The following is a 23,084-nucleotide window of genomic DNA, read 5'->3' on the forward strand; positions in this document are numbered from 1 at the left end:
ACTGGGGCCGTGACCTCGTCCGACCTCGTCCACCTGACCGCCGGGGGCGTCTCCCTCGTCCTCGACTGCCGTGACCACGCGCTGCCCGCGGTGGTGCACTGGGGAGCAGCCCTCGGGCCACTCGACGACGACGCGCTCGTTGCACTCGCCGACGCGGACGTCGCCCCCGTGGCCCAGAACGAGATGGACGACCCCGTCCGTGTCGCCGTGCTGCCCGAGCCGAACCGCGGGTGGAGCGGACGACCCGGCCTGGCCGGACACCGCGACGGCCACGACTGGTCGCCGGCGTTCACCGTCCGGTCGCTCGACGTGACCGACACGACCGTCACGGCCGAGGCTGCCGACGACACCGCGGGGCTCGCGGTCCGGCTGACGATCGAGGTGCTCGTCTCCGGACTCGTCCGTGCCCGGGCTGCCGTCACGAACACCGCCGACGGCGTCTACACGGTGGACGACCTGACGGTGGCGATGCCGATCCCGTCCGGTGCGCGCGAGGTCCTGGACTTCGCCGGTCGATGGGGCAAGGAACGCACCCCGCAGCGCCGCGAGCTCGTCGTCGGTACCCACCAGCGCGAGAGCCGGAAGGGCCGGACCGGTGCCGACGCCGCGACCGTCCTGACGGTGGGGGAGCCCGGCTTCGGCTTCGCCCGCGGTCAGGTGTGGGGCGTGCACACCGGTTGGAGCGGGAACCACCGGCACCACGCCGAACGCCTGTCGACCGGGCGCCAGGTGATCGGCGGCGGCGAACTGCTGCTGCCGGGCGAGGTCCGGCTCGGCACGGGCGAGACGCACGAGGGGCCGTGGGTGTGGTTCGCCCACGGTGACGGGCTCGACGACCAGGCCCGACGCTTCCACCAGTGGCTCCGCAGCCGGCCGCAGCACCCGACGACGCCGCGGCCGATGACGATCAACGTCTGGGAGGCCGTGTACTTCGACCACGACCTCGCCCGGCTGACCGACCTGGCGGAGCGCGCCGCGGCCCTCGGGGTCGAGCGGTACGTGCTCGACGACGGGTGGTTCCGCGGCCGCCGGAACGACCACCTCGGGCTCGGTGACTGGTACGTCGACGAGGACGTCTGGCCCGACGGGCTCGGGCCGATCGTGGACCGTGTCCGGGCCCTCGGCATGGAGTTCGGCCTGTGGTTCGAACCCGAGATGGTGAACGAGGACAGCGACCTAGCCCGCGCCCACCCGGAGTGGATCATGCAGGCGGACGGCCGACTGCCGATGCGGTCCCGCGACCAGCAGGTGCTCGACCTGGCGATCCCCGAGGCGTACGAGTACGTGCTCGAGCGGATGACGGCGATCATCGGCGAGTACGGCATCGAGTACGTCAAGTGGGACCACAACCGCGACCTGGTGGAGGCCGGGTTCCCCGGTGCCGGCGCGGCGGTGCACGAGCAGACCCTGGCGACGTACCGGCTGATGGCGACCCTGAAGGCACGCTTCCCGACGCTCGAGATCGAGTCGTGCGCGTCGGGTGGCGCCCGGGTCGACCTCGGCGTGATCGAGCACACCGACCGCGTCTGGGTGTCCGACGACATCGACCCCCTCGAGCGGCAGCAGATGCACCGGTGGACGCAGCAGCTCCTGCCCCCGGAACTGCTCGGTGCGCACATCGCGAGCGGCAGGAACCACTCGACGGGCCGCGTGCACGACCTGGCCTTCCGGGCCGGCACCGCGCTCGTCGGGCACCTGGGCATCGAGTGGGACCTCACCGAGGCGACGGCGGAGGAGTCGGCGTCGCTGGCCGAGTGGATCGCGCTGTACAAGGAGCTGCGCGGGCTGCTGCACGGCGGCGACCTGGTGCGGATGGACGAGGTCGACGACTCCCGGCTCGTGTACGGCACGGTCACGCCGGACCGGCAGCACGCCGTCTTCTTCCTGGCGAGCATCGGGCGGTCCGAGGTGTCCGGCACCGGTCGGGTCACCTTCCGCGACCTCGACCCGGACGTCTCGTACCGCGTCGACCCGATCGTGGTCGGCGACGGGCACGGGATCGTCCGGCCGGACTGGTGGAGCGGCGCACGGGTGTTCAGCGGTCGGGTGCTCGGCACGGTCGGCCTGCACCCGCCGCTCATGCCCGCCGACTGCGTGGTCCCGTTCCGGCTGACGGCCGTCTGACGACAGGCGGGATGACCGGGAGGCCCGGTGCCGGTGATCGGAGCCGCTAGGGTTTTCGACATGCCGCGCTCCGGACACGCGACCCCCGTCTGGGCGCTCAAGCTCGCCGTCGTCACCGCCCTGGTGGGCATCTCCGGCGGCATCGCCGGCATCGCCGTGTGGCTCGCGCTGCAGCTCATCCAGTTCGTGGCGTTCGGGTACGGCTTCGGCGGGCACCTCGAGGCGGCGGACGCCCCGTCGGCGCTGAACCGGTTCCTCGCGCTCGTGGCCGCCGGTGTCCTGACGGGCTTCGCCTGGTGGGCGCTCCGGCGCTGGGGGCGCCCGATCGTGTCGGTCACGGCGGCGGTCGGCGGCAAGCGGATGCCCGCACTCGCGACCCTGGCGAACGCCGGCGTGCAGATCCTGGCGGTCGGGCTCGGCGCCTCGATCGGCAAGGAGGTCGCCCCGCGCGAGGTCGGCGCCTGGCTCTCCCAACTCGTCACCCGTCGTGCCGGTCTCACCCCGCGCGAGACGAAGATCCTGGTCGCCTGCGGAGCGGCAGCGGGCCTCGCCGCGGTGTACGACGTCCCGCTCGGCGGTGCGCTCTTCGCCGTCGAGGTCCTGCTCGGCGAGATCAGCTTCGCCACGGCCCTGCCCGCGTTCGCCACGAGTGCCGTCGCCGCGTTCGTCGCCCGGCTCGTGATCCCGGACGAGGTGCTCTACCACGTGCCGGCGATGCACATGTCGCCGTCGCTGCTCGTCTGGGCGATCATCGTCGGGCCCGTCCTCGGCCTGGCGGGCGTCGGGTTCGTGAAGCTCACCAACCGGCTCCAGGGCATCGCGCCCAAGGGCTGGCACCTGCTCGTCGTGCTGCCGGTGGTGTTCGCGATGGTCGGGCTCATCGCGGTGCCGTTCCCGGAGATCCTCGGCAACGGGCGGGCGCTGGGCCTCGTCGCGATGAACGCCTCGCTCGACGACGACACCGTCGCCGGCCTGGCGCCGATCGTGCTGCTCCTGCTGCTCGGCGTCGTCCGCACGATCACCACGTCGGCCACGATCGGTGCCGGCGCGGTCGGCGGCACCCTGACACCATCGATCGCGATCGGTTCGGCGATCGGCGGCGGCCTCGGGGGCGCGTGGCTCCTGCTCTGGCCGGCTGACGGCCCGGGCCTGGCGGCCTTCGCGTTCGTCGGCGCCGCGGCGTTCCTGGCGACCACGATGCGGGCCCCGTTCACGGCGCTCGTCCTGGTGGTCGAGTTCACGCAGGAGGGCACCGACATCCTCATCCCGTCGCTGCTCGCGGTGTCCGGGGCGGTCGCGGTCGGGTACGTCCTGGCACGTCGACGCAGCGCCCAGATGGTGTGAACACTTCGTCACGTTCCGGGACAGACGACGGTTCTGCGGCCTACGATCTGCGGCATGACGGAGCGACGGGCTCCGCACCGAGCTGAGGAGCAGGCCATGGCGGGGTTCGACGACATCACGAAGAAGGCCCAGGACTTCCTGAAGGACAACAAGGTCCAGGACGCCCTGAAGAGCGAGAAGGCCGAGGACATCAGCGACAAGGTCCTCGGGGGCGTCGCCGACGCGGTCAAGAAGGCCACCGGCGGCAAGTACGACGACAAGATCGACGGTGCCCGCGACGCTGCGGACAAGAAGATCGGCAACGAGTAGCCCCACCGTGCGACGGCCCAGGACCCGGCGTGGTCCTGGGCCGTTCCCGCGCCGACTGGACGCCGTCGGGAACAACGGCCACCATTGACGGGTTGCTCCGGACAGCAACACCAGGAGGACGAGACGTGACAGTCGTGGCGCCGAACCAGCCGCTCACCGAGGCCGAGGTCGAGACGATCAAGTCGGACTTCCCGATCCTCGCGCAGGACGTGAACGGGCAACCGTTGGCGTACCTGGACTCCGGGGCGACGGCGGAACGCCCGACCCAGGTCCTCGACGCCGAACGCCGGTTCCTCGAGCACGACAACGCCGCCGTCCACCGCGGGGCGCACACGCTCGCGGCGCTGAGCACCGATGCCTACGAGGACGCCCGTGCCACCGTCGCCGACTTCATCGGCGCTGCCGGTCCGAGCGAGGTCGTCTGGACCGCGAACGCCACCGACGCCCTCAACCTCGTCGCCTACGGCATCGCGAACGCCAGCCGTGGCCGCGGCGGGGTCGACGCCGCTCGCTTCCGCATCGGACCGGGCGACGAGATCCTGGTCACCGAGGCCGAGCACCACGCGAACCTCGTGCCGTGGCAGGAACTCGCCGCGCTGACCGGCGCGACGCTCCGCTGGGTCCCGGTCGCCGCCGACGGCACCTGGACCGCCGAGGACGCCGCGGCCCTGATCACCGACCACACCAAGGTCGTCGCGTTCGCGCACGTCTCGAACGTCACCGGCATGGTCGCCCCCGTCGAGCAGATCGTCGGTCTCGCCCACGCCCGCGGCGCACTGGTCGTCCTCGACGCCTGCCAGTCCGCGCCGCACCGGCCGCTCGACGTGCAGGAGCTCGGCGTCGACTTCGCCGCGTTCTCCGGGCACAAGATGCTCGGCCCGAACGGCATCGGCGTGCTCTGGGGCCGCAGCGAGCTGTTGAACGCGCTGCCTCCGTTCCGCACCGGCGGGTCCATGATCACCACCGTGACCATGGAGGCGTCGGAGTTCATGCCGGCACCCGAGCGGTTCGAGGCCGGCACGCAGCCCGTCTCGCAGGCCGTCGCCCTGGCCGAGGCCGTCCGCTACCTGCAGGGCATCGGCATGGAGCGTGTCCGCGCGCACGAGGAGCACCTCGCCCGGCGCATGCTCGACGGCCTGGCCGCCGTCCCCGGCATCCGCGTGGTCGGTCCGCCGGTCGGCGTCCCGCGATCGGGCCTGGTGTCGTTCGACGTCGACGGTGTGCACGCCCACGACGTGTCGCAGTACCTCGACGCGCAGGGCATCGCCGTCCGCTCGGGGCACCACTGCGCCCAACCCCTGCACCGCCGACTCGGCCTGGTCGCCACCAGCCGCGCGAGCACCTACGTCTACACGACCGAGCACGACGTGGACCGGTTCATCGCGGCCGTCGGCGAGGTCCGCGGCTACTTCGGAGCGACCGTATGAACTCCCTCGACAGCCTGTACCAGCAGGTCATCCTCGACCACGCCAAGGCCCGGCACGGCGACGGCGACCTGCCCGACGCCGACGCCTCGCACTTCGAGCGCAACCCCACGTGCGGCGACGAGATCACCGTCCGCATCCGCCTCGAACCGGGCACCGACCGCATCGCCGGTCTCGCCTGGCAGGGCGACGGCTGCTCGATCTCGATGGCCTCGGCATCGGTCCTCACCGACATGGCTGTGGGCCGCACGGTCCCGGAGCTCCTCGCACTGACCGACGAGTTCCGCACGATGATGCGCTCCCGCGGCGTCGGCGAGCCCGACGAGGACGTCCTCGAGGACCTCATCGCCTTCCACGGCGTCTCGAAGTTCGTCATGCGGGTCAAGTGCGGCATGCTCGCCTGGGTCGCGGCGGAAGCCGCTGCGCGTGAGGCAACGGCGTCCCGCTGAGCCGGGTGCGGCTCGCGATCGCGACCACGTGACCGCCGGGAGGCCCGTGGCGGGGCCGCCACGCGCCTCCCGTCCGCAGTCGGTCGCTGACCGGGCCCCGAACGGCTTGAACGGTGTGCCTGTCGAAGGAGCGCGATGATCTTCGAGACGGAGCGACCCGGCGCAGGCCGGGCCGACGCGATCGTGCGGGACTACCTGACCGAGGTCGCGTCGCGGTGGTACCGGCGGGTGGCGACGTCGGCCGAGGTCGACCGCGCGATGCTCGACGAGCCCTTCGACGACCTGCAAGGGGACTCCGGGCTGTTCGTCGTCGCCTCGGACGGGGGAGCGGTGGTCGCGTGTGCCGGCGTGCGTTTCGTGGGTGTCGTCGGTGAGCTGACGAAGGTGTTCACGCTGCCGGATCGCCGCGGTCGGGGTGTCGGTTCGGCACTCCTGCGCCACGTCGAGGAGGTCTGCCGAGCGCGCGGGATCACGTCGCTGCGTCTCGACACCCGGGCCGAGCTCGCCGAGGCCTGCGCGCTCTACGAACGGCTCGGGTTCGTGCCGGTCGCACCGTTCAACGACGACCCGTACTCCGACCGCTGGTACGCGAAGATGCTGTAGGCCCGGCTCAGGGGCGGTACTCGTCTCGCGGCTTCGTGGATCGGGTAGGTGGCTGGGCCGGTGCGGTGGCACCGCCGGAACCGATGGTGCTCAGTACGGCGGCCAGGTACTGCAGCGTGGTCAGCACCACCCGGCCGATGGATCGCAGGACGTGGCTCATGCGTCGAACCTACCGTTCAGACGTGACGATGCGTCATGAAGACGTCGACGTCGTCCTCGGTGTCCACGACGAAACCGTGCCGTTCGTAGAGCCGGCGTGCGGGGCTTCCCTGCAACACGTTGAGTCGGGTTGCGCCCGTGTGGGAGTCGGACAGGACGGTCCGGAGCACTGTGGACCCGATGCCGCGCCCCTGGATGTCCGGTGCGAGGTAGAAGTGCTCGACCCAGCGGGTGTCGTCGTCGATCCGTGTGGCGATCGAGCCGACATCGCGGCCGTCGACCACGACGACCCGGGTGTGCTCGGGCGCGAAGGCATCACGCATCCGCCCGCGGACCCGGACCGCGTCGAAGCGGCCGAGACGCTCCAGGTCGGCACGGAGGACCTGCGCACGCAGCTCGACGAGCCACTCGATGTCCTCGGGGATGCTGTTCCGCAGTGTGACGTCCACCCGTCGAGCCTAGGAGTCGTCGGCGTGGATCCCGTGCTGGTGATCGGCTCGTACCCTGGTCCGATGGATCAGGACGGTGTCATCGACCTCGTGGCGGCACGCCGCGCCTCGGCCGGGCACCCCATCGTCGTCGGCATCTCGGGGTACTGCGGCTCCGGGAAGTCCACGCTGGCGCGCAGTCTGGCCGGGACGGTGCCGGGCGCGGTGCGGATCCGTGGAGACGACTTCCTCGATCCGGAGCGGTCCCACCGGCGGTCGGGTGACTGGGACGGTGTCGATCGGGAGCGTCTGACGTCGTCCGTCCTCGAACCGCACCGGACGGGGCGAGCGAGCACGTTCCAGCGGTTCGACTGGTCGGTCCGGGCACTCGGTCCCGCGGAGCCACTGCCGACGACGGACGTCGTGGTCGTCGACCTCATCGGCCTCTTCCACCCCGACGCGATGCCGTACATCGACGTGGCGGTCTGGTGCGACGTGGACCTCCACACCGCCGCTCGTCGCGGCATGGCCCGCGACCGCCGGCTCGGACGTGACCACGACGACCTGTGGCAGGACGTGTGGATCCCCAACGAACGCGACTTTGAAGCGCAGTTCGCCCCGAGGGACGCTGCCGACGTCGTCTTCGACGGGTGACGAACCCCCGCACAGAGGCCGTGGTCAGGCCGCTCGACCGGCGGTCGTGGCGGACCGGTGAGCGCGTCCGACGGTGACCCCGAGGGCGATCTGCACGATGCCGAACAGGATCAGGAAGCCCGCGATGGCGACGACGGCCAGCGCTGCCCCGATGGACGGCAGGTTGATGACGAGCACGCCGATGACGATGCTGAGCACCGCGGCGCCGATCGTCAGGGCACGGTTCGTCGGTGTCGGGGCGTAGAGCAGGGTGATGCCCTCGACCAGCCAGGCGAAGCCGATCACGAACGCGATCCACCGCACCCCGACCGGCGGGGCGACGAGCGCCACGATGCCCCCGGCGAGGATCAGCGCACCGAGGACGACCAAGCCGATGCGGCGGCCGGTGCCGATCCCGTGGGCGAACGCACGGACGATCATCGACAGGCCGGACACCAGCAGGTAGATGCCGAACACCCACGCGACCGCGAACAGCGTCGCGTGCGGGAGCACGAGTGAGGCGACACCGACGAGGACCGCCACGATGCCGACGATCAGCAGCGCGGTCCGTAGTCGTCGATCCCCGCCGACGTCGGTGACGACGTCGTCCTGCAGCGCCATGGTGTCCGCCCTTCCCTGAGAGGATCTGGTCCTGCGCGCTTCTGCGTCAGGGCTACTCCTCGGAACCGCCCGTGTCCGGTGCCGATGCGGACGCATCGGTCCGCGCGGGGTCGGTCCGGCCGGGCGGGCGCGCCGGCCACGTGACGAGCAGCAGCACCGCGAGCGGGCCGAACAGCAGCGTCAGGAGGAACCAGGTCCACGCCGATCGGTTCCGGGTCCGCGCGAAACCACCGGCGAGCATCGCGACGCTGAGCCAGAGGCTCGACAGGTACAGGTTGGTGAAGTCCTCGTGCACGAACAGTTCCCTTCGAGAGATACATCAATACCGGTCGAAGGGTAGCGCGTCCTCAGACCGTGCTGGCCTCGTCGTTGGTGGTGCGGCGGAGTGAGCGCACCATGCTGCGCAGCGCCCCCCGCGTCGCCACCTGCTGCTCACCCGACAACCCGTCGAGCATCCGGACCTCGACGCCGCGGACAGCCGCGCTCGCGAGCTCGAGGCTCGCCCGCCCGCTCGCCGTCAACCGCGTCGGGAGCGCCTTGCCCACCGGCGCCTCGGTGGCCCGCGTCACGAAGCCGTCCCGTTCCAGGGCCTGCAGCAGCACGTTCATCGACTGCCGCGTGACGAAGGCGCCGCGTGCGAGCTCGGAGTTCGACAGCCCGGGCCGCTGTGCCAGGAGTTCGAGGCACGAGTAGTGCGTCATCGTCATGCCGAGCGGGCGCAGCACGGCCTCCATCGCAGCGCGGAGCGCGCTCGCGGCTTCCTTGAGCAGGTATCCGAGGGACGTCTCGAGGTCGATGACGTCGCTGCTGTCGGTGCCGTCTTGACTCATGTCAGGAGTCTGACATAGGTTGTGCCGTGTCAGAAAACTGACACAACCGAAGGAGCACCACATGCCCGTCACCGGCCCCGACTTCATCTCCCTGCAGACCCGCGACCTGGCGGCGTCGCAGGCGTTCTACGAGCAGTACCTCGGTCTCGTCCGCTCCCAGGCCGGCCCGCCACACGCCGTCGTCTTCGAGACGACGCCCATCGCCTTCGCGCTGCGGGACGTCGTCCCCGGCACCGACCTCGACGCGGTCTCGCAGCCGGGCATCGGCGCGGCGATCTGGCTGCACGCGACCGACGTGCAGGCCATCCACGACGCCCTGGTGGCCGACGGCCACACGATCGTGTCGGCACCGATCGACGGCCCGTTCGGCCGGACGTTCACGTTCGCCGACCCGGACGGCTACCAGGTCACGCTCCACGACCGCGCCTGAGCTGCGGCCGTCACGCTTCGTCACGATGGATGACGGACGCAGACCCCGCACGTAGCGTCGCCAAGCGTGACCAGCAGCAGCGAACCCCGGCAGATCCGCTTCAACGCGTTCGACATGAACTGCGTCGCCCACCAGTCCTCCGGGCTGTGGCGGCACCCGCGCGACCGATCGCGGGACTACCGCGACCTGACGTACTGGACGGACCTGGCGAAGACGCTCGAAGGCGGGGCGTTCGACGGCATCTTCATCGCCGACGTGCTGGGCACGTACGACGTGTACGGCGACTCGAACGAGGCCGCGCTCCGCACGGGCTCGCAGGTGCCGGTCAACGACCCGATCCTGCTGGTGTCGGCGATGGCGTCGGTGACCGAGCACCTCGGCTTCGGGATCACGGCGGGCACGGCGTACGAGCACCCGTACCCGTTCGCCCGGCGGATCTCCACGCTCGACCACCTGACCAAGGGGCGCGTCGGCTGGAACGTCGTCACCGGCTACCTGCCGAGCGCCGCGCGCAACATGGGCCAGACCGACCAGCTGTCGCACGACGACCGGTACGACGTGGCCGACGAGTACCTCGAGGTCCTCTACAAGCTGTGGGAGGGCTCGTGGGAGGACGACGCGGTCGTCGCCGACCGCGCGTCCGGCGTCTTCACCGACCCGGCGAAGGTGCACCCGATCGAGCACCACGGCAAGCACTTCGACGTGCCGGGCATCCACCTGTCCGAGCCGTCGGTGCAGCGTTCGCCCGTCATCTACCAGGCGGGCGCGTCGCCGCGCGGCATCCGCTTCGCAGCGGAGAACGCCGAAGCCGTCTTCGTGGGCGCACCGACCGTCGAGCAGCTCGCGTCGACCGTCGCGAAGGTCCGTGACGCCCTGGAGGCAGCTGGTCGCGACCGGTACGCCGCTCGCGTCTACACACTGCTCACCGTGATCACGGACGCCACCGACGAGCTGGCCCAGGCGAAGTACGAGGACTACCTGTCGTACGCGTCGGAGCTCGGTGCGCTGGTGCTCAACTCCGGCTGGATGGGCGTCGACCTGTCGCAGTGGGACCTCGACGAGCCCCTCGGCGATGTCGAGTCGAACGCGATCCAGTCGGCTGCGGCCAACATCGCGGCGGCCACCGGCGAGGACGGCAGCTCGTGGACGATCCGCGACCTCGCCCGGCACACCGCGATCGGCGGGCTCGGGCCGGTCGCCGTCGGCGGGGGCGCGACCATCGCCGACCGGCTGCAGGAGATCCAGGAACGCACCGACGTCGACGGGTTCAACCTGGCGTACGCGGTGACCCCGGGCACGTGGGAGGACGTCATCGAGTTCGTCATCCCCGAACTCCGGGCGCGCGGGGCGTACCCGACCGGCTACGAGCCCGGTTCGCTGCGGCACAAGCTGCACGGCCGCGGTGACCGGCTGCCCGACGAGCACCGTGGGGCGTCGTTCAGGATCGGCAGCAGCGCGGTCGTAGGCTGACCGGGTGATCGAACCGTCCGTGTCCGTGCGTCCAGCGGCCCCGGACGAAGTGTCGGCGTGTGTCGACCTGTGGGTCGCAGCGGTCGCGGCACGGGACGGCGTGCCGGAATCCGAGGCGGTGCGAGCCCGCGCGGCGTCGAAGTTCGCCGTGCCTCGGGTCGCCCTGCTCGTCGCTGTCGGAGCGGCCGGTGCGATCGACGGCTTCGCGCTCGTGACGGCGCCGGGGTCCGGGCGGTCGACCGACCCGTCCGACGCCGCCTACCTGTCGCTGCTCGCCGTCCGCCCGGACGTGCAGGCGCGGGGTGTCGGGCGTGCGCTCCTGGCCGCGTCGGTCGACGCGGCGTCGGCGGCGGGACACCCCGCGGTGGTCCTGCACGCACTCGCCGGCAACGAGCGAGCGCTGCGGCTCTACGAAGCCGGCGGGTTCCGGGCGGACGGGGTCGAGTTCCCGCACGCCCTGACGGGCGGGCCGACGCGGACGTACATCGCGACGGCCCCGGCGCGCTGAACCGTCAGACGCGCCACTTCGGTCGCGGGGCGTGGTCCTCGTACGACTGCCGACTCGGGTAGGTGATCAGCTCGATCGTCGATCCCCACGGCGTTCCGACGTACACGAACCGGTTGCCGAACCCACCCTCGTTGCCGCCGAGGTCACGCGGGTCGGCGTACCGCTGGCCGCCCGCCGTCTCGATGTGCGACAGCGCGTGGTCGATGTCGTCGACGTAGAACGCCACGTGCTGCCAGCCGAGGTCGCTCGCGCGGACGGCCGGGCGCTGGTCGGGGCCGTGGTACTCGAAGAGCTCGAGTCCCGGCCCGTTCGGCAGCGCGAGCATACGCAGTGCCCCCTGGGCCATGGTCTTCGGGATGCCGAGGCGCCGCTGGACGTCGGGTTCACCGCGGAGCGGTTCGCTCCGGAGGAACCGGTCGTACAGGGGGACGGCGTCGAGTCCCAGGACGAAGAAGTCGGTGGCCTGGTCGATGTCGGGCACGGTGAGGCCGATGTGGTCGATGCCGTGTGCGGTGCTGGGGGTGCCCGTCGGGGTGGTGACGGTTGCAGGACGTGTCGCGGTGGTGCCGGATGGGCGTGGCGCAGTGTGCATGGTGCCGTCTCCCCTGAGTTCGGCTCGGACGTGGATCACCCGAGTAGAACGGCTGTTCGCGGGGGAGGACAAGCGGAGCGCGGGACGCGTGCGGAGAACCGCCGCGATCGTGCGTGATCAGTCGACGGGGGTCCACGCCGGGTAGGTTGCCGAGCGTCCGTCGCCCGAGGACCGCCGGGTGACGCGGCGCTGCACCCAGGGCAGGACGTGCTCGCGGTAGTAGCGGAGTTCCTCGGAGAGTCGGGTGCGACCGGTCCGTTCGGACGCCGGCTCGATCGGTGCCGGTCCGTCCTGGATCGCGTGCAGGGCGAGGTCGGCGACGCGTTGGTGGCCGGTGTCGTTCATGTGCAGCCGGTCCTCGGACCAGAACTCGGCACGGCGCAGGTGCGGATCACGGGACACGTCGACGAAGGGCAGGTCGTACCGGTCGGCGAGGTCGGCGAGGGCGTCCGCCCAGGCGTCGCCGCGCGCGTTGATGAGGCGTCCGAGGGGGAGTCGTGCGCTCGGGTCGGCGGGGCTCAGCAGCGCCAGCCGGACCCCGCGGCCCAGGACCGTGTCGACCGCCGCTTCGAGTGGTGCGATGAGGGCGTGGGCGTCGAACCGTGGCCGCAGCAGGTCGTTGCCGCCCGCGCAGAACGTGATCAGCGTCGGTGCGGGGTCGAGTGCGAGAGCGGCGTCGAGCTGCTCTCCGAGGACCCCGGCGAGCAGGCGCCCGCGGACCGCGAGGTTGGCGTACCGGACGTCTGCGTCGTGCGCACGGGCCATGCCGCTCGCGAGTCGGCCGGTCCAGCCGGGGAACGGTACGGCGCCGGCGTCGCCGATGCCCTCCGAGAAGCTGTCGCCGATCGCGACGTAACGGATGGTGTCGGGCATGCGGCCATCATCGTGCACATGTCTGTGCACGTTCTGGTGTGGAACGAGCGTTTCAGGACAGCGACCACGACACACGACCGTTACACGAGGGAAACGGCGGGCGCGAAGAGGCTCCCTAACTTCTGTGGTGGAGGCGATCACCGCCTCCCCACCCCACTCCCTCGGAGGACGCCATGGCTACCGATCTCGTGACACCCGTCGCAGCGCCCCACGCCCCCACCACGACCGCCGCACCCGCTGGTGCCGGCGTCGTCAAGCCCGGGTACGACCCGGCGCTCACGAACGAGGACCTCGCCCCGCTGCGCAAGCAGAGCTGGACGAGCTACAACTTCTTCGCCTTCTGGATGTCCGACGTGCACTCGGTCGGCGGCTACGTCACCGCCGGGTCGCTCTTCGCACTCGGCATCGCGAGCTGGCAGGTGCTCATCGCCCTGGTGGTCGGCATCCTGATCGTGCAGGTCTTCGCCAACCTCGTCGCCAAGCCGTCGCAGCGCACTGGCGTGCCCTACCCGGTCATCAACCGTGCGGTGTTCGGGGTGCTCGGGGCGAACGTGCCCGCGATCATCCGCGGGCTGATCGCGATGGCCTGGTACGGCGTGCAGACGTTCCTCGCCGCGCAGTCGCTCAACATCATCTTCCTGAAGTTCATCCCCGCCTCGGCCGGGCTGCTCGACCACTCGTTCCTGGGGCTGTCGGCGCTCGGGTGGATCTCGTACGCGATCCTGTGGGTCGCGCAGGGGGCCCTGTTCTGGATGGGCATGGAGGCCATCAAGAAGTTCATCGACTGGGCGGGCCCGGCGGTGTACGTCGTGATGATCGCGCTGGCGATCTACCTCGTCAGCCAGGCCGGCATCGGCAACATCTCGTTCACGCTGTCGGTGGGGGAGCCGCTCTCGTTCGGCGCGTCGATCCCGGTCATGCTCTCCGCGGTCGCCCTGGTGGTCAGCTACTTCTCCGGCCCGATGCTCAACTTCGGTGACTTCTCGCGCTACGGCAAGTCCTTCGCGTCCGTCAAGCGGGGCAACTTCTGGGGCCTGCCGATCAACTTCCTGTTCTTCTCGGTGCTCACCGTGCTGTGTGCGAGTGCGACCGTGCCGGTCTTCGGCAAGCTCATCACCGACCCGATCGAGACCGTGCAGGCGATCGGCGCCCCGTTCGCGATCCTGCTCGGCGGCCTGACCTTCGTCACGGCGACGGTCGGCATCAACATCGTCGCGAACTTCATCAGCCCCGCGTTCGACTTCTCGAACGTCGCTCCGCGCAAGATCTCGTGGCGAGCCGGCGGCATGATCGCCGCGGTCGGCTCCGTGCTGCTGACCCCGTGGAACTGGTACGGCAACGACCAGGCCATCCTGTACACGCTCGGGGTGCTCGGCGCCCTCATCGGCCCGCTGTTCGGCATCCTGATCGCCGGGTACTACATCGTCGGGAAGCAGCGCATCGCCGTCGACGACATGTACACGAAGGACACCTCGGCCCGGTACTGGTACCGCGGCGGCTTCAACCCGAACGCCATCGGTACCCTCGTCGTCACCGGGGTGGTCTCGGTCGCCAGTGCGGTCCTGCCGCCCGCGCTCGGGATCCTGCCGGGGCTGAACAACTACAGCTGGTTCATCGGCTGCGGCCTGGGACTCGTGGTCTTCTGGGGACTCGAGCGGGTCCGGCCGAGCATGCCGGAGCTCGCCTCGGACGACCCGACGGTCGACGACGGCGCCGCCGTCGGACGAGCCTGAGACGCCGCAGCGACACCCGCACCAACAGCGACACCCGCACCGCCCGCACCACCGGAAGGACCCCGATGCGCATCCGCGTCGTCAACCCGAACACCACCGCCTCGATGACCCGCTCGATCGGCGTCGCCGCCACCGCGGTCGCCGGCCCGGGCACCATCGTCGAGGCGGTGAACCCCACGATGGGCCCGGCGTCGATCGAGAGCCACTACGAAGAGGCGCTCGCGGTGCCGGGGCTCCTCGAGCAGATCGCGCTCGGGGAGCAGGACGGCGTGGACGCCTACGTCGTCGCCTGCTTCGGTGACCCGGGCCTCGACGCCGCGCGGGAATTCGCCTCCGGGCCGGTCATCGGGATCGCCGAGGCGGGCTTCCACGCGGCGGCGATGCTCGGGCGCCGGTTCGGCGTCGTGACGACCCTGGCGCGGACGACCGGCCGGGCCCACGAGCTCGCCGATCGCTACGGCTTCGCGTCGCTCGTCACCGAGATCCGGGCGTGCGAGGTTGCGGTGCTCGAGCTCGACGACCCCGCTTCGGGCGCACGCGCCCTGGTGATCGAGGAGTGCCGGGCCGTCATCGCCGGCGGAGCCGACGCGGTCGTACTCGGCTGCGCGGGGATGGCGGACTTCTGCGCCGAGGTCTCGCGGGCGATCGGGGCACCGGTCGTCGACGGCGTCGCCGCGGCGACCGTGCTCGCCGAGTCGCTCGTGCGGCTCGGGCTCTCGACGGGCAAGCACGGCGAGTACGCCGCCCCGCCGACGAAGGCGATTTCGGGTCTGCTGGCGGGCTTCGAACGCCAGCCGGCGGCGGGCGCGACGGTCGGGGCGGGCGCATGACGGGCCTCCCGGCCGACGGCAGCACCGAGTCCCGCACCGACGTCGACACCGACACCGTCGCGGACCTCGTCCTGCGCGCGGACCGCGCCTGGATCGACGGAGCCTTCCGTCCCGCTTCGGTCGTCGTGCGCGACGGCCGCGTCGACGGCGTCCTGCCGGTCGACGCAGCCGTGGCCGCCGTCGACGACCGCACCGTGCCGGCCGACCAGGTCCTGCTGCCCGGCCTCGTCGACACCCACGTGCACGTCAACGAACCCGGACGCACCGAGTGGGAGGGGTTCGCGTCCGCGACCCGGGCCGCCGCACTCGGCGGGGTCACGACCATCATCGACATGCCGCTCAACTCGATCCCCGCGACGACGACGGTCGAGGCGCTCGCCGTGAAGCGCGCGAGTGCCGAGGGGCGGGTCGCCGTCGACGTCGGGTTCTGGGGCGGGGCGGTCCCCGACAACGCCGGCTCGCTCGGCGCACTGCACGACGCGGGCGTCTTCGGGTTCAAGTGCTTCACCGCGCCGTCCGGGGTCGACGAGTTCCCGCACCTGGACGCCGACCAACTGGGCGCCGCGATCGAGGAGGTCGCCCGGATCGACGCCCTGCTCATCGTGCACGCCGAGGACCCCGAGTTCCTGGTCGACCACGCCGCGCTCGGCGGCCACTACGAGGACTTCCTCGCCACCCGCCCGGTCGACGCCGAGCGGTCCGCCATCGCGCGGGTCATCGACGGCGCACGGGCCACCGGCGCGCGGGTCCACATCCTGCACCTGTCCGACGCCGGTGCGATCCCGATGATCCGCGCCGCGAAGGACGACGGCGTCCGGATCACGGTCGAGACCTGCCCGCACTACCTGTCGTTCGAAGCGGGGTCCATCCCCGACGGCGCGACCGAGTACAAGTGCTGCCCGCCGATCCGTGACGACGCGAACCGTGACGCCCTGTGGGTCGGCGTGCTCGACGGCACGATCGACATGATCGTGTCGGACCACTCGCCGTCGACCGCCGACCTCAAGGTCGACGACTGGGGACTCGCCTGGGGCGGGATCGCCGGCCTGCAGGTCGGCTTCCGAGCCGTCTGGACCGAGGCCCTCCGCCGCGGCATCCCGCTCGAGGTGCTGTTGCCACTGTTCACGACCGGTCCGGCAGCACTCGTCGGCTTCCCCGACCGCGGGGTCATCGCCCCCGGCGCGCTGGCCCACTTCGCCGTGTTCGACCCGTCCGCCACTGCGGTCATCGACGTGGCCGGCCTCGCACACCGGAACCCGGTCTCCGCGTTCGCCGGCCTGGAGGCCCGTGGCCGAGTCACCGAGACCTGGCTGCGCGGGCGCGTGGTGGCGTCCACCGCGTCCGGCGTCACCGCCGTCGAGGGGCAGCTCGTCGTGGCTCCCGTGACCGCGGATGCCCGGGTCACCGAAACACGTCTGTAACGATCGTTCCGGTACGCTCGTGACCGGAACGGAAGGACCAACCATGCACCCCGTGAACCCGCCAGCCCGCCTCCTCATGGGCCCCGGCCCGATCACCGCCGACCCGCGTGTGCTCCGCGCCCTGTCGACCCCGCTCGTCGGGCAGTACGACCCGTGGATGACCTCCGCCATGAACGACACCCAGGAGCTCTACCGCGGTGTGTTCGGCACCACGAACGACGCCACCGTGCTCGTCGACGGCACCTCGCGCGCCGGGATCGAAGCGGTGCTCGTCTCGCTCCTCGCACCCGGAGACCGCGTGCTCGTGCCGGTGTTCGGCCGGTTCGGGCACCTGCTCGCCGAGATCGCCGGCCGTGCCGGTGCCGAGGTCCACACCATCGAGACCGCGTGGGGGCAGGTGTTCACGCCGTCCGCGATCGAGGACGCCATCGTCCGCGTCCGGCCGAAGGTGCTGGCGATCGTGCAGGGCGACACCTCCACCACGATGAACCAGCCGCTCGACGAACTGGGCGCGATCTGCGAGCGGCACGGCGTGCTGTTCTACACCGACGCCACGGCGACCGTCGGCGGCAACCCGCTCGAGGTCGACGCCTGGGGCATCGACGCCGTCAGCGCCGGCCTGCAGAAGTGCCTCGGCGGGCCGTCCGGCAGCGCGCCGGTCACCGTCTCGCCGCGTGCGACCGCCGTGCTCGACGAGCGCCGCAGCGTCGAGGCGGGCATCCGCGAACCCGGTGACGACGTCGCCGACGAGCCGATCCGCTCGAACTACCTCGACCTCGCGATGATCCTGGACTACTGGGGTCCGCGGCGGCTGAACCACCACACCGAGGCCGCGTCGATGCTCTACGCCGCCAACGAGTGCGCCCGCATCCTGCTCGACGAAGGGCGCGAGCAGGCGATCGCTCGGCACGAAGTCGCGGGCCGCGCGATGCTGCAGGGCGTCCAGGCGCTCGGGCTCGGGGTGTTCGGTGACGTCGCACACAAGATGCACAACGTCGTCGCGGTGGAGATCCCGTCCGACGTCGTCGGCGACCAGGTCCGTGGTTCGATGCTCGACGACCACGGCATCGAGATCGGCACCTCGTTCGGACCGCTGCACGGCAAGGTCTGGCGCATCGGCACCATGGGCTACAACGCCCGCAAGGACACCGTCGTGACGACCCTCGCCGCCCTCGAGCACGCGCTCCGCCGGGCGGGGCACGCCGTCCCGCACGGCGGTGGGGTCGACGCCGCCCTCGACGTCTTCGCCGGTGCGCCGGTCGGGGTGCTGGCGTGAGCGCGGCCCCGGTCGTGACCGCCACCGCCCTGGGCACCGCCGACGCCGAGCTCGTGGCTCGCTGGTGCGACGAGCTCGCCCTGGTCACCGAGGAGACCGGCCGGATCACGCGCGTGTACCTGTCGCGCGAGCACGCCCGTGTCAACGGGATCGTCGCCGGGTGGATGCAGGACGCCGGACTCACCACCTGGCAGGACGCCGCCGGCAACCTGCACGGACGGGTCGACGGCGCGACGCCGGACGCCCCCGTGCTGCTGCTCGGCTCGCACCTCGACACCGTGGTGGACGCCGGCCGCTACGACGGGATCGTCGGGGTCCTGATGGCCATCCGCACCGCTGCGCGACTGACGAACGCGGGGCCGCTGCCCGTCGCGCTCGAGGTCATCGCGTTCTCCGACGAAGAGGGGACCCGCTTCGGCAAGGCCCTGCTCGGGTCGTCCGCCGTCGCCGGGGTGTGGGACGAGTCCTGGTGGGACCTGGCGGACGGCGACGGCGTGACCCTGCGCGAGGCCTTCACCCGGTTCGGGCTCGACCCGGCCCGGGTGGGTGACGCGGCGGCCGACCCGACGACGCTCGCCGGGTACCTCGAGGCGCACATCGAACAGGGCCCGTACCTCGAGCAGGCCGGTCAGGCGCTCGGCGTCGTCACGAGCATCGCGAGCGCCCGACGGTTCTCGGTCGAGGCCGTGGGCGAGGCCCGGCACGCGGGCGGCACCCCCTACGAGCGCCGCCACGACGCGCTGCTCGCCGCGGCCGAGGCCGCCTTGGCCGTCGAGCGGATCTGCCGGGCGTCGCACCACGTCGGCACCGTCGGCACGATGACCGTCGAACCGGGCGCGGTGAACGTGGTCCCCGGGCTCGCACGGTTCTCGGTGGACCTGCGCGGCGAGTTCGACGACGGCCGCGACGCGGTGTGGGACGAGCTCACGAAGGCGTTCTCGCTGATCGGGGAACGACGCGGGGTCAGCGTCACGCCGACCGAGGTGCACCGCGCGCCGGCGGTGTTCTGCGCGCCGCGGCTGATGGACGCCGTCCGCGCAGGCATCGAGTCGACGGGCGAGGCCGCGCCGATGGAGCTGTTCTCGCGGGCCGGACACGACGCCATGTCGCTCGGGCTCGTCACCGACGTCGCGATGCTGTTCCTGCGCAACCCGGACGGCATCAGCCACCACCCGGACGAGTTCGTCTCGACGCCCGACATCGCGCTCGGGCTCGACGCGCTCGCCGTCGCGGTGGAGCGGGTGGCCCGGGCATGAGCACCGCCGGACCGGACGTCCGCGCCCGCATCGACTCCGTCTGGGAGCAGCTCTCACCCGCCGAACGACGCGTCGCCGCGATGGTCCGGCACGACCCGGAACTCCTGCTCGTCGGCACCTCGGCCGAGCTCGCCGCCGAGTCGGGCACGTCGAAGGCCACGGTGTCCCGGCTCGTCCGGTCGCTCGGGTTCCAGGACGCGGCCGAGGTCCGGCAGAACCTGATGTCCGCACGCGGCTCCGGCCTGCCGTGGGTCGCGGAAGACGCCGCCCACGTCGACCAGCGCGCCGTCGAGGCCCGCAACCTCGACGCGGCCTTCGCCTCGCTGGCCCGTGCCGATCGTCCGCGACTCGCTCGTCGCATCGTCCGCGCTCATCGCGTGCTCGTGTTCGGGGAGCGCGGCGCCTACCCGGTGGCGCTGCAGCTCCGCGCGCAGCTCGCCCAGGTCCGCTCCGACGTCCGGGTCGGTCCGGCACCGGGGCAGCGGCTCGGCGAAGAGGTCGCCGACCTCGACCGCCGTGACCTCGTCGTCCTGGTGACCGTGCGTCGGCACACGGCCGGGGTCGACCGGATCGTGCGGCACTGTGTGTCGACCGGCGCCGACGTCGTCGTGCTGGGCGACCCGACCGCAGCCGTCATCGCGGCACCGGCGAACACCGCGATCCTGTGCCCGGTCGACTCGCCGGCGGCGTTCGACTCGATGGCGGCCCTGTTCGCGGTCGTCGCGGCCATCGCGAACGACGTCTACGAAGCCTCGGGACCGGCCGGCCGCGCGCGGGTCGACGCGGTGGCGAGTGCCTACGACGCGCTGGGGGAGCTCGCGGCGCCCTGACCGTCGGGGCTGTCGGGGCCGCCGCGGCCGTCGCTGTGCAGCTCGCTGGCGAGCGACGCGTTGCGCTCACGGATGAGCCGCGGCAGGTAGCGCTCGAGGGCGACGACCTCGGCCAGATGACCGAGCGGGCCGAACGGAGCGCGGAACGTGATGGTGTCGACCATGCGCGTGCCGCCGGCCGACGGCTCGAACCGGTGCTCGTGGTGGAAGCGGGCGAACGGCCCACGCACCTGTTCGTCGACGAACCGGTGCGGAGCCTCCAGGCTGGTGATCTCACTCGTCATCCGCCAGACGATCCCGAAATGCCGCGCGCGCCAGGTGACGGACTCGCCCAGGCCGATCGTGCCGGACGTCGTGCCGGCGACGGCGCGTTCGTCGGTCGCAGCCATCGACCGCTCGTGCGCGCCGATGTCGAGCGACAGCGCGAACGCGCGCTCGGGCGGTGCCGCGAGCTCGGTCACCACGCGGAACGTCACCGTCACGAGGCTGGCCAGACCGTCGGCGTCGAGCGGTCGTCATCGCGCAGAGCAGCCGCGATGAGCTGGTCGTGGCGTCGTCCGCGGTGGAACACGCCGGACCGGAGCCGTCCCTCGTAGCGGAGCCCGAGCCGCTGCGCGATCGCCGCAGACGGGGCGTTCGTCGCGATCGCCCGCCACTGCACGCGGACGAGCCCGAGTCCGTCGGGCGACGGCGCGAACGCCCACGCCAGGACGGCGGCTGCGGCCTCGGTCACGAAGCCGTGGCCGCGACCGTCCGGGTGCACGGCGTAGCCGACCTCGGCCGCGCCGTCGATGAACCCGAACAGCCCGATCGTCCCGAGGAGTCGGAGGTCGTCGGCCCGCCGGATGCCGAACTCGTAGCGGGAGTCCGTGGACCAGCCAGCGCGCACGACGTCGGTGATCCAGTGGTGCGCCTCGGCGTGGCCGTACGGCACCGGTACCGGTGTGTAGGCGACGACGTCGGGATCGTTCGCGTAGGCGATGACGTCCTCCGCATCGGCGGGCACCGGCACGGAGAGCACCAGGCGATCGGTCCGGAGGGTGACGGGGTCCACGCACCGAGCCTAGCCACGGGGACGTGCGCGGTAGCGTCGGGGGCATGACGTTCGACGCGATCCCGTTCCCGGTCATCGACGGCCACAACGACCTGCCGTGGGAGCGCCGCGAGACCCACGACTCCGGGGTCGAGGGCATCGACACCGAGGCCGACTCGCTGCACACCGACCTGCCGAAGCTCCGCGCCGGTGGGGTCGTCGGCCAGTTCTGGTCGGTCTTCGTGCCCGTCGACGAACCGGACCCCGTGCGGACGACGCTGCAGCAGATCGACCTGACGCACCGGATCATCGCGCGGTACCCGGAGTCGCTCGCACTTGCCCGGACGGCGACCGAGGTCCGGGCGGCGGTCGAGTCCGGCCGGATCGCGTCGCTGCTCGGCGCCGAGGGCGGGCACTCCATCGGCGGCGACCTGGCGGTGCTCCGCGACTTCGCCCGACTCGGCGTGCGCTACATGACGCTCACGCACAACGACGACACCCCCTGGGCCGACTCGGCGACGGGCTCGCGTCCGCACGGCGGGCTGACCGACCGCGGCCGCCAGGTGGTGGCCGAGATGGAGCGGATCGGCATGCTCGTCGACCTGTCCCACACCGCACCGGCGACCATGCGGGACACCCTCGACATCGCCACGCAGCCCGTCGTCTTCAGCCACTCGTCCACCGTCGCCGTCGACGACCACCCGCGCAACGTGCCGGACGACGTGCTCGCCCGGTTGTCGGACAACGGCGGCATCGTGATGATCACGTTCGTGCCGAAGTTCGTCTCCCGCGACTGGGCGGACTGGGAGGACGCCGGCTCGGTGGGGGAGCCGCCGCTCGTGACGGTGTCGGCCGTCGCGGACCACGTCGAGCACGCCCGCGACCTCGCCGGCGCAGCACACATCGGCCTCGGCGGCGACTACGACGGCACCCCGGTGCTGCCGCCGGACCTGCGCGACGTGTCCCGGTACCCGGTGCTCGCCGCCGAGCTGCAGCGGCGCGGGTGGGGAGCGGACGACCTGCGGGCGCTCGCCGGGGGCAACGTGCTGCGGGTGCTCGAAGCGACCGACGAGCGGTTCGCGCGGACGGCGTTCCTGCGCTGAGACATCGTCAATAGGTCCACAAGCTGCGGACCAATCGAGATGGAGCGCCGGAGTCAGCCGTAGGTGGGGTACTGCGGCCAGCCCTGGGGGCTGTCCTCCCAGTCCTGCTGGCGGCCGTACGCGGTGCGGTCCATGATGTGCGCGACGGGCAGGATCGCCTCGGTCCCACGCGATCCGGTGGCGTACGTCAGGTAGGGCACGCCGTCGCGCAGCAGGTAGTACGAGTAGCCCGGCACCGGACCGTCGTAGTCGTCGTGGTGCAGGGTCCACCCCCAGTCGTCGTGGTAGCTCGTGGCACCCGACGACACCCACCGGTGCGGCCAGCCGCGCAGCTCCCGCCAGCGCTCGAGCTTCTCGATCGGAGCCTGCGAGACCATGGCGAACGCGATGCCCTCGTCGTCGAGCCGGCCCGTGTTCGCCGGCAGGTTGTCCACGGCCCAGGTGCAGCTCGGGCAGCCGTCGTCCCAGTCGGGCGCGAACATCACGTTCTGCACGAGGAGCAGGTAGCGGCCGTCGAACAGCTCGGAGAGCCGGACCGGGCCGTCGGCGCCCTGGAACTCGTAGTCCTCCACCTGGACCATCGGGAGTCGGCGGCGGGCGGCAGACACACGGTCGCCGTGCCGGGTGAGTTCCTTCTCGTCGCGGACCTGGGTGGCGAGTGCCTCGTCGAACGCGGCACGGTCGACCACGGGCGGTGCGACCTCGGGTTGCTGCAGCTTGGACATGGCGACCTCCTCGTCGTTGCCCGGCACCGTACGCCCAGGTGGGCCACACGGCAACGGGAGCCGATGCCGTGGACAGGACC

27 protein-coding genes are annotated in these 23,084 nt (G+C 71.7%); 17 read left to right on the plus strand and 10 right to left on the minus strand.

Annotated features, from left to right (window positions below; translation table 11 throughout):
* The first annotated feature begins 9 nt into the window (after window positions 1-9).
* The 6 genes from HQQ88_RS09040 to HQQ88_RS09065 all read left to right on the plus strand — a co-directional run bounded on the left by HQQ88_RS09040 (window position 10) and on the right by HQQ88_RS09065 (window position 6,253).
* Entirely contained in the window at window positions 10-2,124 is a 2,115-nt protein-coding gene (locus HQQ88_RS09040) for an alpha-galactosidase (protein ID WP_173169259.1), read from the plus strand.
* Between the two features lie 60 nt (window positions 2,125-2,184).
* Complete coding sequence (locus HQQ88_RS09045; protein WP_173169260.1) at window positions 2,185-3,468, plus strand: chloride channel protein; 1,284 nt, start codon at window positions 2,185-2,187, stop codon at window positions 3,466-3,468.
* Window positions 3,469-3,564: 96 nt separating this feature from the next.
* Window positions 3,565-3,777 carry an antitoxin gene (locus tag HQQ88_RS09050; RefSeq protein WP_123292323.1) on the plus strand — a complete coding sequence of 71 codons (213 nt, stop codon included), beginning with the start codon at window positions 3,565-3,567 and terminating at the stop codon, window positions 3,775-3,777.
* A 134-nt stretch (window positions 3,778-3,911) separates the two neighbouring features.
* Complete coding sequence (locus HQQ88_RS09055; RefSeq protein ID WP_173169447.1) at window positions 3,912-5,204, plus strand: SufS family cysteine desulfurase; 1,293 nt, start codon at window positions 3,912-3,914, stop codon at window positions 5,202-5,204.
* Complete coding sequence (gene sufU / locus HQQ88_RS09060; protein ID WP_131921813.1) at window positions 5,201-5,650, plus strand: Fe-S cluster assembly sulfur transfer protein SufU; 450 nt, start codon at window positions 5,201-5,203, stop codon at window positions 5,648-5,650. Before HQQ88_RS09055 ends, sufU begins: the two co-directional genes overlap by 4 nt.
* Window positions 5,651-5,785: 135 nt before the next feature.
* Window positions 5,786-6,253 carry a GNAT family N-acetyltransferase gene (locus HQQ88_RS09065; RefSeq protein ID WP_173169261.1) on the plus strand — a complete coding sequence of 156 codons (468 nt, stop codon included), beginning with the start codon at window positions 5,786-5,788 and terminating at the stop codon, window positions 6,251-6,253.
* A 7-nt stretch (window positions 6,254-6,260) separates the two neighbouring features.
* Here HQQ88_RS09065 and HQQ88_RS09070 read toward each other — a convergent pair whose 3' ends face one another.
* Together HQQ88_RS09070 and HQQ88_RS09075 are read right to left on the minus strand one after the other, a co-directional pair.
* Window positions 6,261-6,413 (minus strand): hypothetical protein, encoded by a 153-nt coding sequence (locus tag HQQ88_RS09070; protein WP_173169262.1) that lies wholly within the window; start codon window positions 6,411-6,413, stop codon window positions 6,261-6,263.
* A 16-nt stretch (window positions 6,414-6,429) separates the two neighbouring features.
* On the minus strand, window positions 6,430-6,861 hold the full coding sequence (locus tag HQQ88_RS09075; RefSeq protein WP_173169263.1) for a GNAT family N-acetyltransferase: 432 nt from the start codon (window positions 6,859-6,861) through the stop codon (window positions 6,430-6,432).
* A gap of 63 nt (window positions 6,862-6,924) precedes the next feature.
* Between HQQ88_RS09075 and HQQ88_RS09080 the strand changes: the two genes are divergently transcribed.
* On the plus strand, window positions 6,925-7,494 hold the full coding sequence (locus tag HQQ88_RS09080) for a phosphoglycerate transporter (protein WP_173169264.1): 570 nt from the start codon (window positions 6,925-6,927) through the stop codon (window positions 7,492-7,494).
* 24 nt (window positions 7,495-7,518) lie between these two features.
* Here HQQ88_RS09080 and HQQ88_RS09085 read toward each other — a convergent pair whose 3' ends face one another.
* The 3 genes from HQQ88_RS09085 to HQQ88_RS09095 are packed head-to-tail and all read right to left on the minus strand — an operon-like array spanning window position 7,519 to window position 8,924.
* Window positions 7,519-8,094, minus strand: coding sequence for an HdeD family acid-resistance protein (locus tag HQQ88_RS09085; protein ID WP_173169265.1), 576 nt, complete (start codon window positions 8,092-8,094; stop codon window positions 7,519-7,521).
* A gap of 52 nt (window positions 8,095-8,146) precedes the next feature.
* The gene (locus tag HQQ88_RS09090) at window positions 8,147-8,389 is read right to left on the minus strand and encodes a hypothetical protein (RefSeq protein WP_367917003.1); all 243 of its coding nucleotides are present in this window, start codon (window positions 8,387-8,389) and stop codon (window positions 8,147-8,149) included.
* A 52-nt stretch (window positions 8,390-8,441) separates the two neighbouring features.
* Window positions 8,442-8,924: a MarR family transcriptional regulator gene (locus tag HQQ88_RS09095; RefSeq protein WP_173169266.1), complete on the minus strand. Its 483-nt coding sequence runs from the start codon at window positions 8,922-8,924 to the stop codon at window positions 8,442-8,444.
* Between the two features lie 61 nt (window positions 8,925-8,985).
* On the opposite strand from HQQ88_RS09095, the gene HQQ88_RS09100 reads away from it, so the two are divergent.
* From HQQ88_RS09100 to HQQ88_RS09110, 3 genes are all read left to right on the plus strand, one after another.
* A complete protein-coding gene (locus tag HQQ88_RS09100) occupies window positions 8,986-9,354 on the plus strand; it encodes a VOC family protein (RefSeq protein ID WP_123292001.1) in 369 nt (122 codons plus the stop codon).
* 66 nt (window positions 9,355-9,420) lie between these two features.
* Entirely contained in the window at window positions 9,421-10,824 is a 1,404-nt protein-coding gene (locus HQQ88_RS09105) for an LLM class flavin-dependent oxidoreductase (protein WP_263091274.1), read from the plus strand.
* Window positions 10,825-10,828: 4 nt separating this feature from the next.
* A complete protein-coding gene (locus tag HQQ88_RS09110; protein ID WP_123938546.1) occupies window positions 10,829-11,332 on the plus strand; it encodes a GNAT family N-acetyltransferase in 504 nt (167 codons plus the stop codon).
* Window positions 11,333-11,336: 4 nt separating this feature from the next.
* On the opposite strand, the gene HQQ88_RS09115 is transcribed toward HQQ88_RS09110, so the two are convergent.
* Both HQQ88_RS09115 and HQQ88_RS09120 read right to left on the minus strand, forming a co-directional pair.
* Window positions 11,337-11,924, minus strand: a complete 588-nt coding sequence (locus HQQ88_RS09115; protein ID WP_123292003.1) for a VOC family protein — start codon at window positions 11,922-11,924, stop codon at window positions 11,337-11,339.
* 117 nt (window positions 11,925-12,041) lie between these two features.
* Window positions 12,042-12,797 carry an SGNH/GDSL hydrolase family protein gene (locus HQQ88_RS09120; protein ID WP_216834438.1) on the minus strand — a complete coding sequence of 252 codons (756 nt, stop codon included), beginning with the start codon at window positions 12,795-12,797 and terminating at the stop codon, window positions 12,042-12,044.
* Window positions 12,798-12,970: 173 nt separating this feature from the next.
* Here HQQ88_RS09120 and HQQ88_RS09125 point away from each other — a divergent pair, with 173 nt between their 5' ends.
* The 6 genes from HQQ88_RS09125 (at window position 12,971) to HQQ88_RS09150 (ending at window position 20,143) form a co-directional block, all read left to right on the plus strand.
* Window positions 12,971-14,530: an NCS1 family nucleobase:cation symporter-1 gene (locus HQQ88_RS09125; RefSeq protein WP_123338768.1), complete on the plus strand. Its 1,560-nt coding sequence runs from the start codon at window positions 12,971-12,973 to the stop codon at window positions 14,528-14,530.
* 65 nt (window positions 14,531-14,595) lie between these two features.
* Window positions 14,596-15,360, plus strand: a complete 765-nt coding sequence (locus HQQ88_RS09130; protein ID WP_173169267.1) for an aspartate/glutamate racemase family protein — start codon at window positions 14,596-14,598, stop codon at window positions 15,358-15,360.
* The gene (gene allB / locus HQQ88_RS09135) at window positions 15,357-16,781 is read left to right on the plus strand and encodes an allantoinase AllB (protein ID WP_173169268.1); all 1,425 of its coding nucleotides are present in this window, start codon (window positions 15,357-15,359) and stop codon (window positions 16,779-16,781) included. Before HQQ88_RS09130 ends, allB begins: the two co-directional genes overlap by 4 nt.
* Before the next feature lie 43 nt (window positions 16,782-16,824).
* Window positions 16,825-18,057, plus strand: a complete 1,233-nt coding sequence (locus HQQ88_RS09140) for an alanine--glyoxylate aminotransferase family protein (RefSeq protein WP_123292007.1) — start codon at window positions 16,825-16,827, stop codon at window positions 18,055-18,057.
* Window positions 18,054-19,313: an allantoate amidohydrolase gene (locus tag HQQ88_RS09145; RefSeq protein WP_173169269.1), complete on the plus strand. Its 1,260-nt coding sequence runs from the start codon at window positions 18,054-18,056 to the stop codon at window positions 19,311-19,313. The genes HQQ88_RS09140 and HQQ88_RS09145 overlap by 4 nt, the downstream gene beginning before the upstream one ends.
* The gene (locus HQQ88_RS09150; RefSeq protein WP_123292009.1) at window positions 19,310-20,143 is read left to right on the plus strand and encodes a MurR/RpiR family transcriptional regulator; all 834 of its coding nucleotides are present in this window, start codon (window positions 19,310-19,312) and stop codon (window positions 20,141-20,143) included. The genes HQQ88_RS09145 and HQQ88_RS09150 overlap by 4 nt, the downstream gene beginning before the upstream one ends.
* On the opposite strand, the gene HQQ88_RS09155 is transcribed toward HQQ88_RS09150, so the two are convergent.
* Window positions 20,110-20,625, minus strand: a complete 516-nt coding sequence (locus tag HQQ88_RS09155) for an SRPBCC family protein (RefSeq protein WP_173169270.1) — start codon at window positions 20,623-20,625, stop codon at window positions 20,110-20,112. The two genes, HQQ88_RS09150 and HQQ88_RS09155, sit on opposite strands and share 34 nt — an antisense overlap.
* On the minus strand, window positions 20,622-21,197 hold the full coding sequence (locus tag HQQ88_RS09160; protein WP_173169271.1) for a GNAT family N-acetyltransferase: 576 nt from the start codon (window positions 21,195-21,197) through the stop codon (window positions 20,622-20,624). Before HQQ88_RS09160 ends, HQQ88_RS09155 begins: the two co-directional genes overlap by 4 nt.
* A 44-nt stretch (window positions 21,198-21,241) precedes the next feature.
* On the opposite strand from HQQ88_RS09160, the gene HQQ88_RS09165 reads away from it, so the two are divergent.
* Entirely contained in the window at window positions 21,242-22,279 is a 1,038-nt protein-coding gene (locus HQQ88_RS09165) for a dipeptidase (RefSeq protein WP_173169272.1), read from the plus strand.
* Window positions 22,280-22,332: 53 nt separating this feature from the next.
* On the opposite strand, the gene HQQ88_RS09170 is transcribed toward HQQ88_RS09165, so the two are convergent.
* A complete protein-coding gene (locus HQQ88_RS09170; protein WP_173169273.1) occupies window positions 22,333-23,004 on the minus strand; it encodes a DUF899 family protein in 672 nt (223 codons plus the stop codon).
* Between the last annotated feature and the right edge of the window lie 80 nt (window positions 23,005-23,084).

It is taken from the genome of Curtobacterium sp. VKM Ac-2861 (assembly GCF_013204965.1).
In the GTDB taxonomy this organism is placed as follows: Bacteria; Actinomycetota; Actinomycetes; order Actinomycetales; family Microbacteriaceae; genus Curtobacterium.

Coding starts and splice junctions, on each gene's coding strand:
- HQQ88_RS09045 (WP_173169260.1), top strand. CDS start 2,185: ATGCCGCGCTCCGGACACGCGACCCCCGTCTGGGCGCTCAAGCTCGCC.
- HQQ88_RS09050 (WP_123292323.1), top strand. CDS start 3,565: ATGGCGGGGTTCGACGACATCACGAAGAAGGCCCAGGACTTCCTGAAG.
- sufU (WP_131921813.1), top strand. CDS start 5,201: ATGAACTCCCTCGACAGCCTGTACCAGCAGGTCATCCTCGACCACGCC.
- HQQ88_RS09065 (WP_173169261.1), top strand. CDS start 5,786: ATGATCTTCGAGACGGAGCGACCCGGCGCAGGCCGGGCCGACGCGATC.
- HQQ88_RS09070 (WP_173169262.1), bottom strand. CDS start 6,413: ATGAGCCACGTCCTGCGATCCATCGGCCGGGTGGTGCTGACCACGCTG.
- HQQ88_RS09080 (WP_173169264.1), top strand. CDS start 6,925: ATGGATCAGGACGGTGTCATCGACCTCGTGGCGGCACGCCGCGCCTCG.
- HQQ88_RS09085 (WP_173169265.1), bottom strand. CDS start 8,094: ATGGCGCTGCAGGACGACGTCGTCACCGACGTCGGCGGGGATCGACGA.
- HQQ88_RS09095 (WP_173169266.1), bottom strand. CDS start 8,924: ATGAGTCAAGACGGCACCGACAGCAGCGACGTCATCGACCTCGAGACG.
- HQQ88_RS09100 (WP_123292001.1), top strand. CDS start 8,986: ATGCCCGTCACCGGCCCCGACTTCATCTCCCTGCAGACCCGCGACCTG.
- HQQ88_RS09115 (WP_123292003.1), bottom strand. CDS start 11,924: ATGCACACTGCGCCACGCCCATCCGGCACCACCGCGACACGTCCTGCA.
- HQQ88_RS09120 (WP_216834438.1), bottom strand. CDS start 12,797: ATGCCCGACACCATCCGTTACGTCGCGATCGGCGACAGCTTCTCGGAG.
- HQQ88_RS09125 (WP_123338768.1), top strand. CDS start 12,971: ATGGCTACCGATCTCGTGACACCCGTCGCAGCGCCCCACGCCCCCACC.
- HQQ88_RS09130 (WP_173169267.1), top strand. CDS start 14,596: ATGCGCATCCGCGTCGTCAACCCGAACACCACCGCCTCGATGACCCGC.
- allB (WP_173169268.1), top strand. CDS start 15,357: ATGACGGGCCTCCCGGCCGACGGCAGCACCGAGTCCCGCACCGACGTC.
- HQQ88_RS09140 (WP_123292007.1), top strand. CDS start 16,825: ATGCACCCCGTGAACCCGCCAGCCCGCCTCCTCATGGGCCCCGGCCCG.
- HQQ88_RS09150 (WP_123292009.1), top strand. CDS start 19,310: ATGAGCACCGCCGGACCGGACGTCCGCGCCCGCATCGACTCCGTCTGG.
- HQQ88_RS09165 (WP_173169272.1), top strand. CDS start 21,242: ATGACGTTCGACGCGATCCCGTTCCCGGTCATCGACGGCCACAACGAC.
- HQQ88_RS09170 (WP_173169273.1), bottom strand. CDS start 23,004: ATGTCCAAGCTGCAGCAACCCGAGGTCGCACCGCCCGTGGTCGACCGT.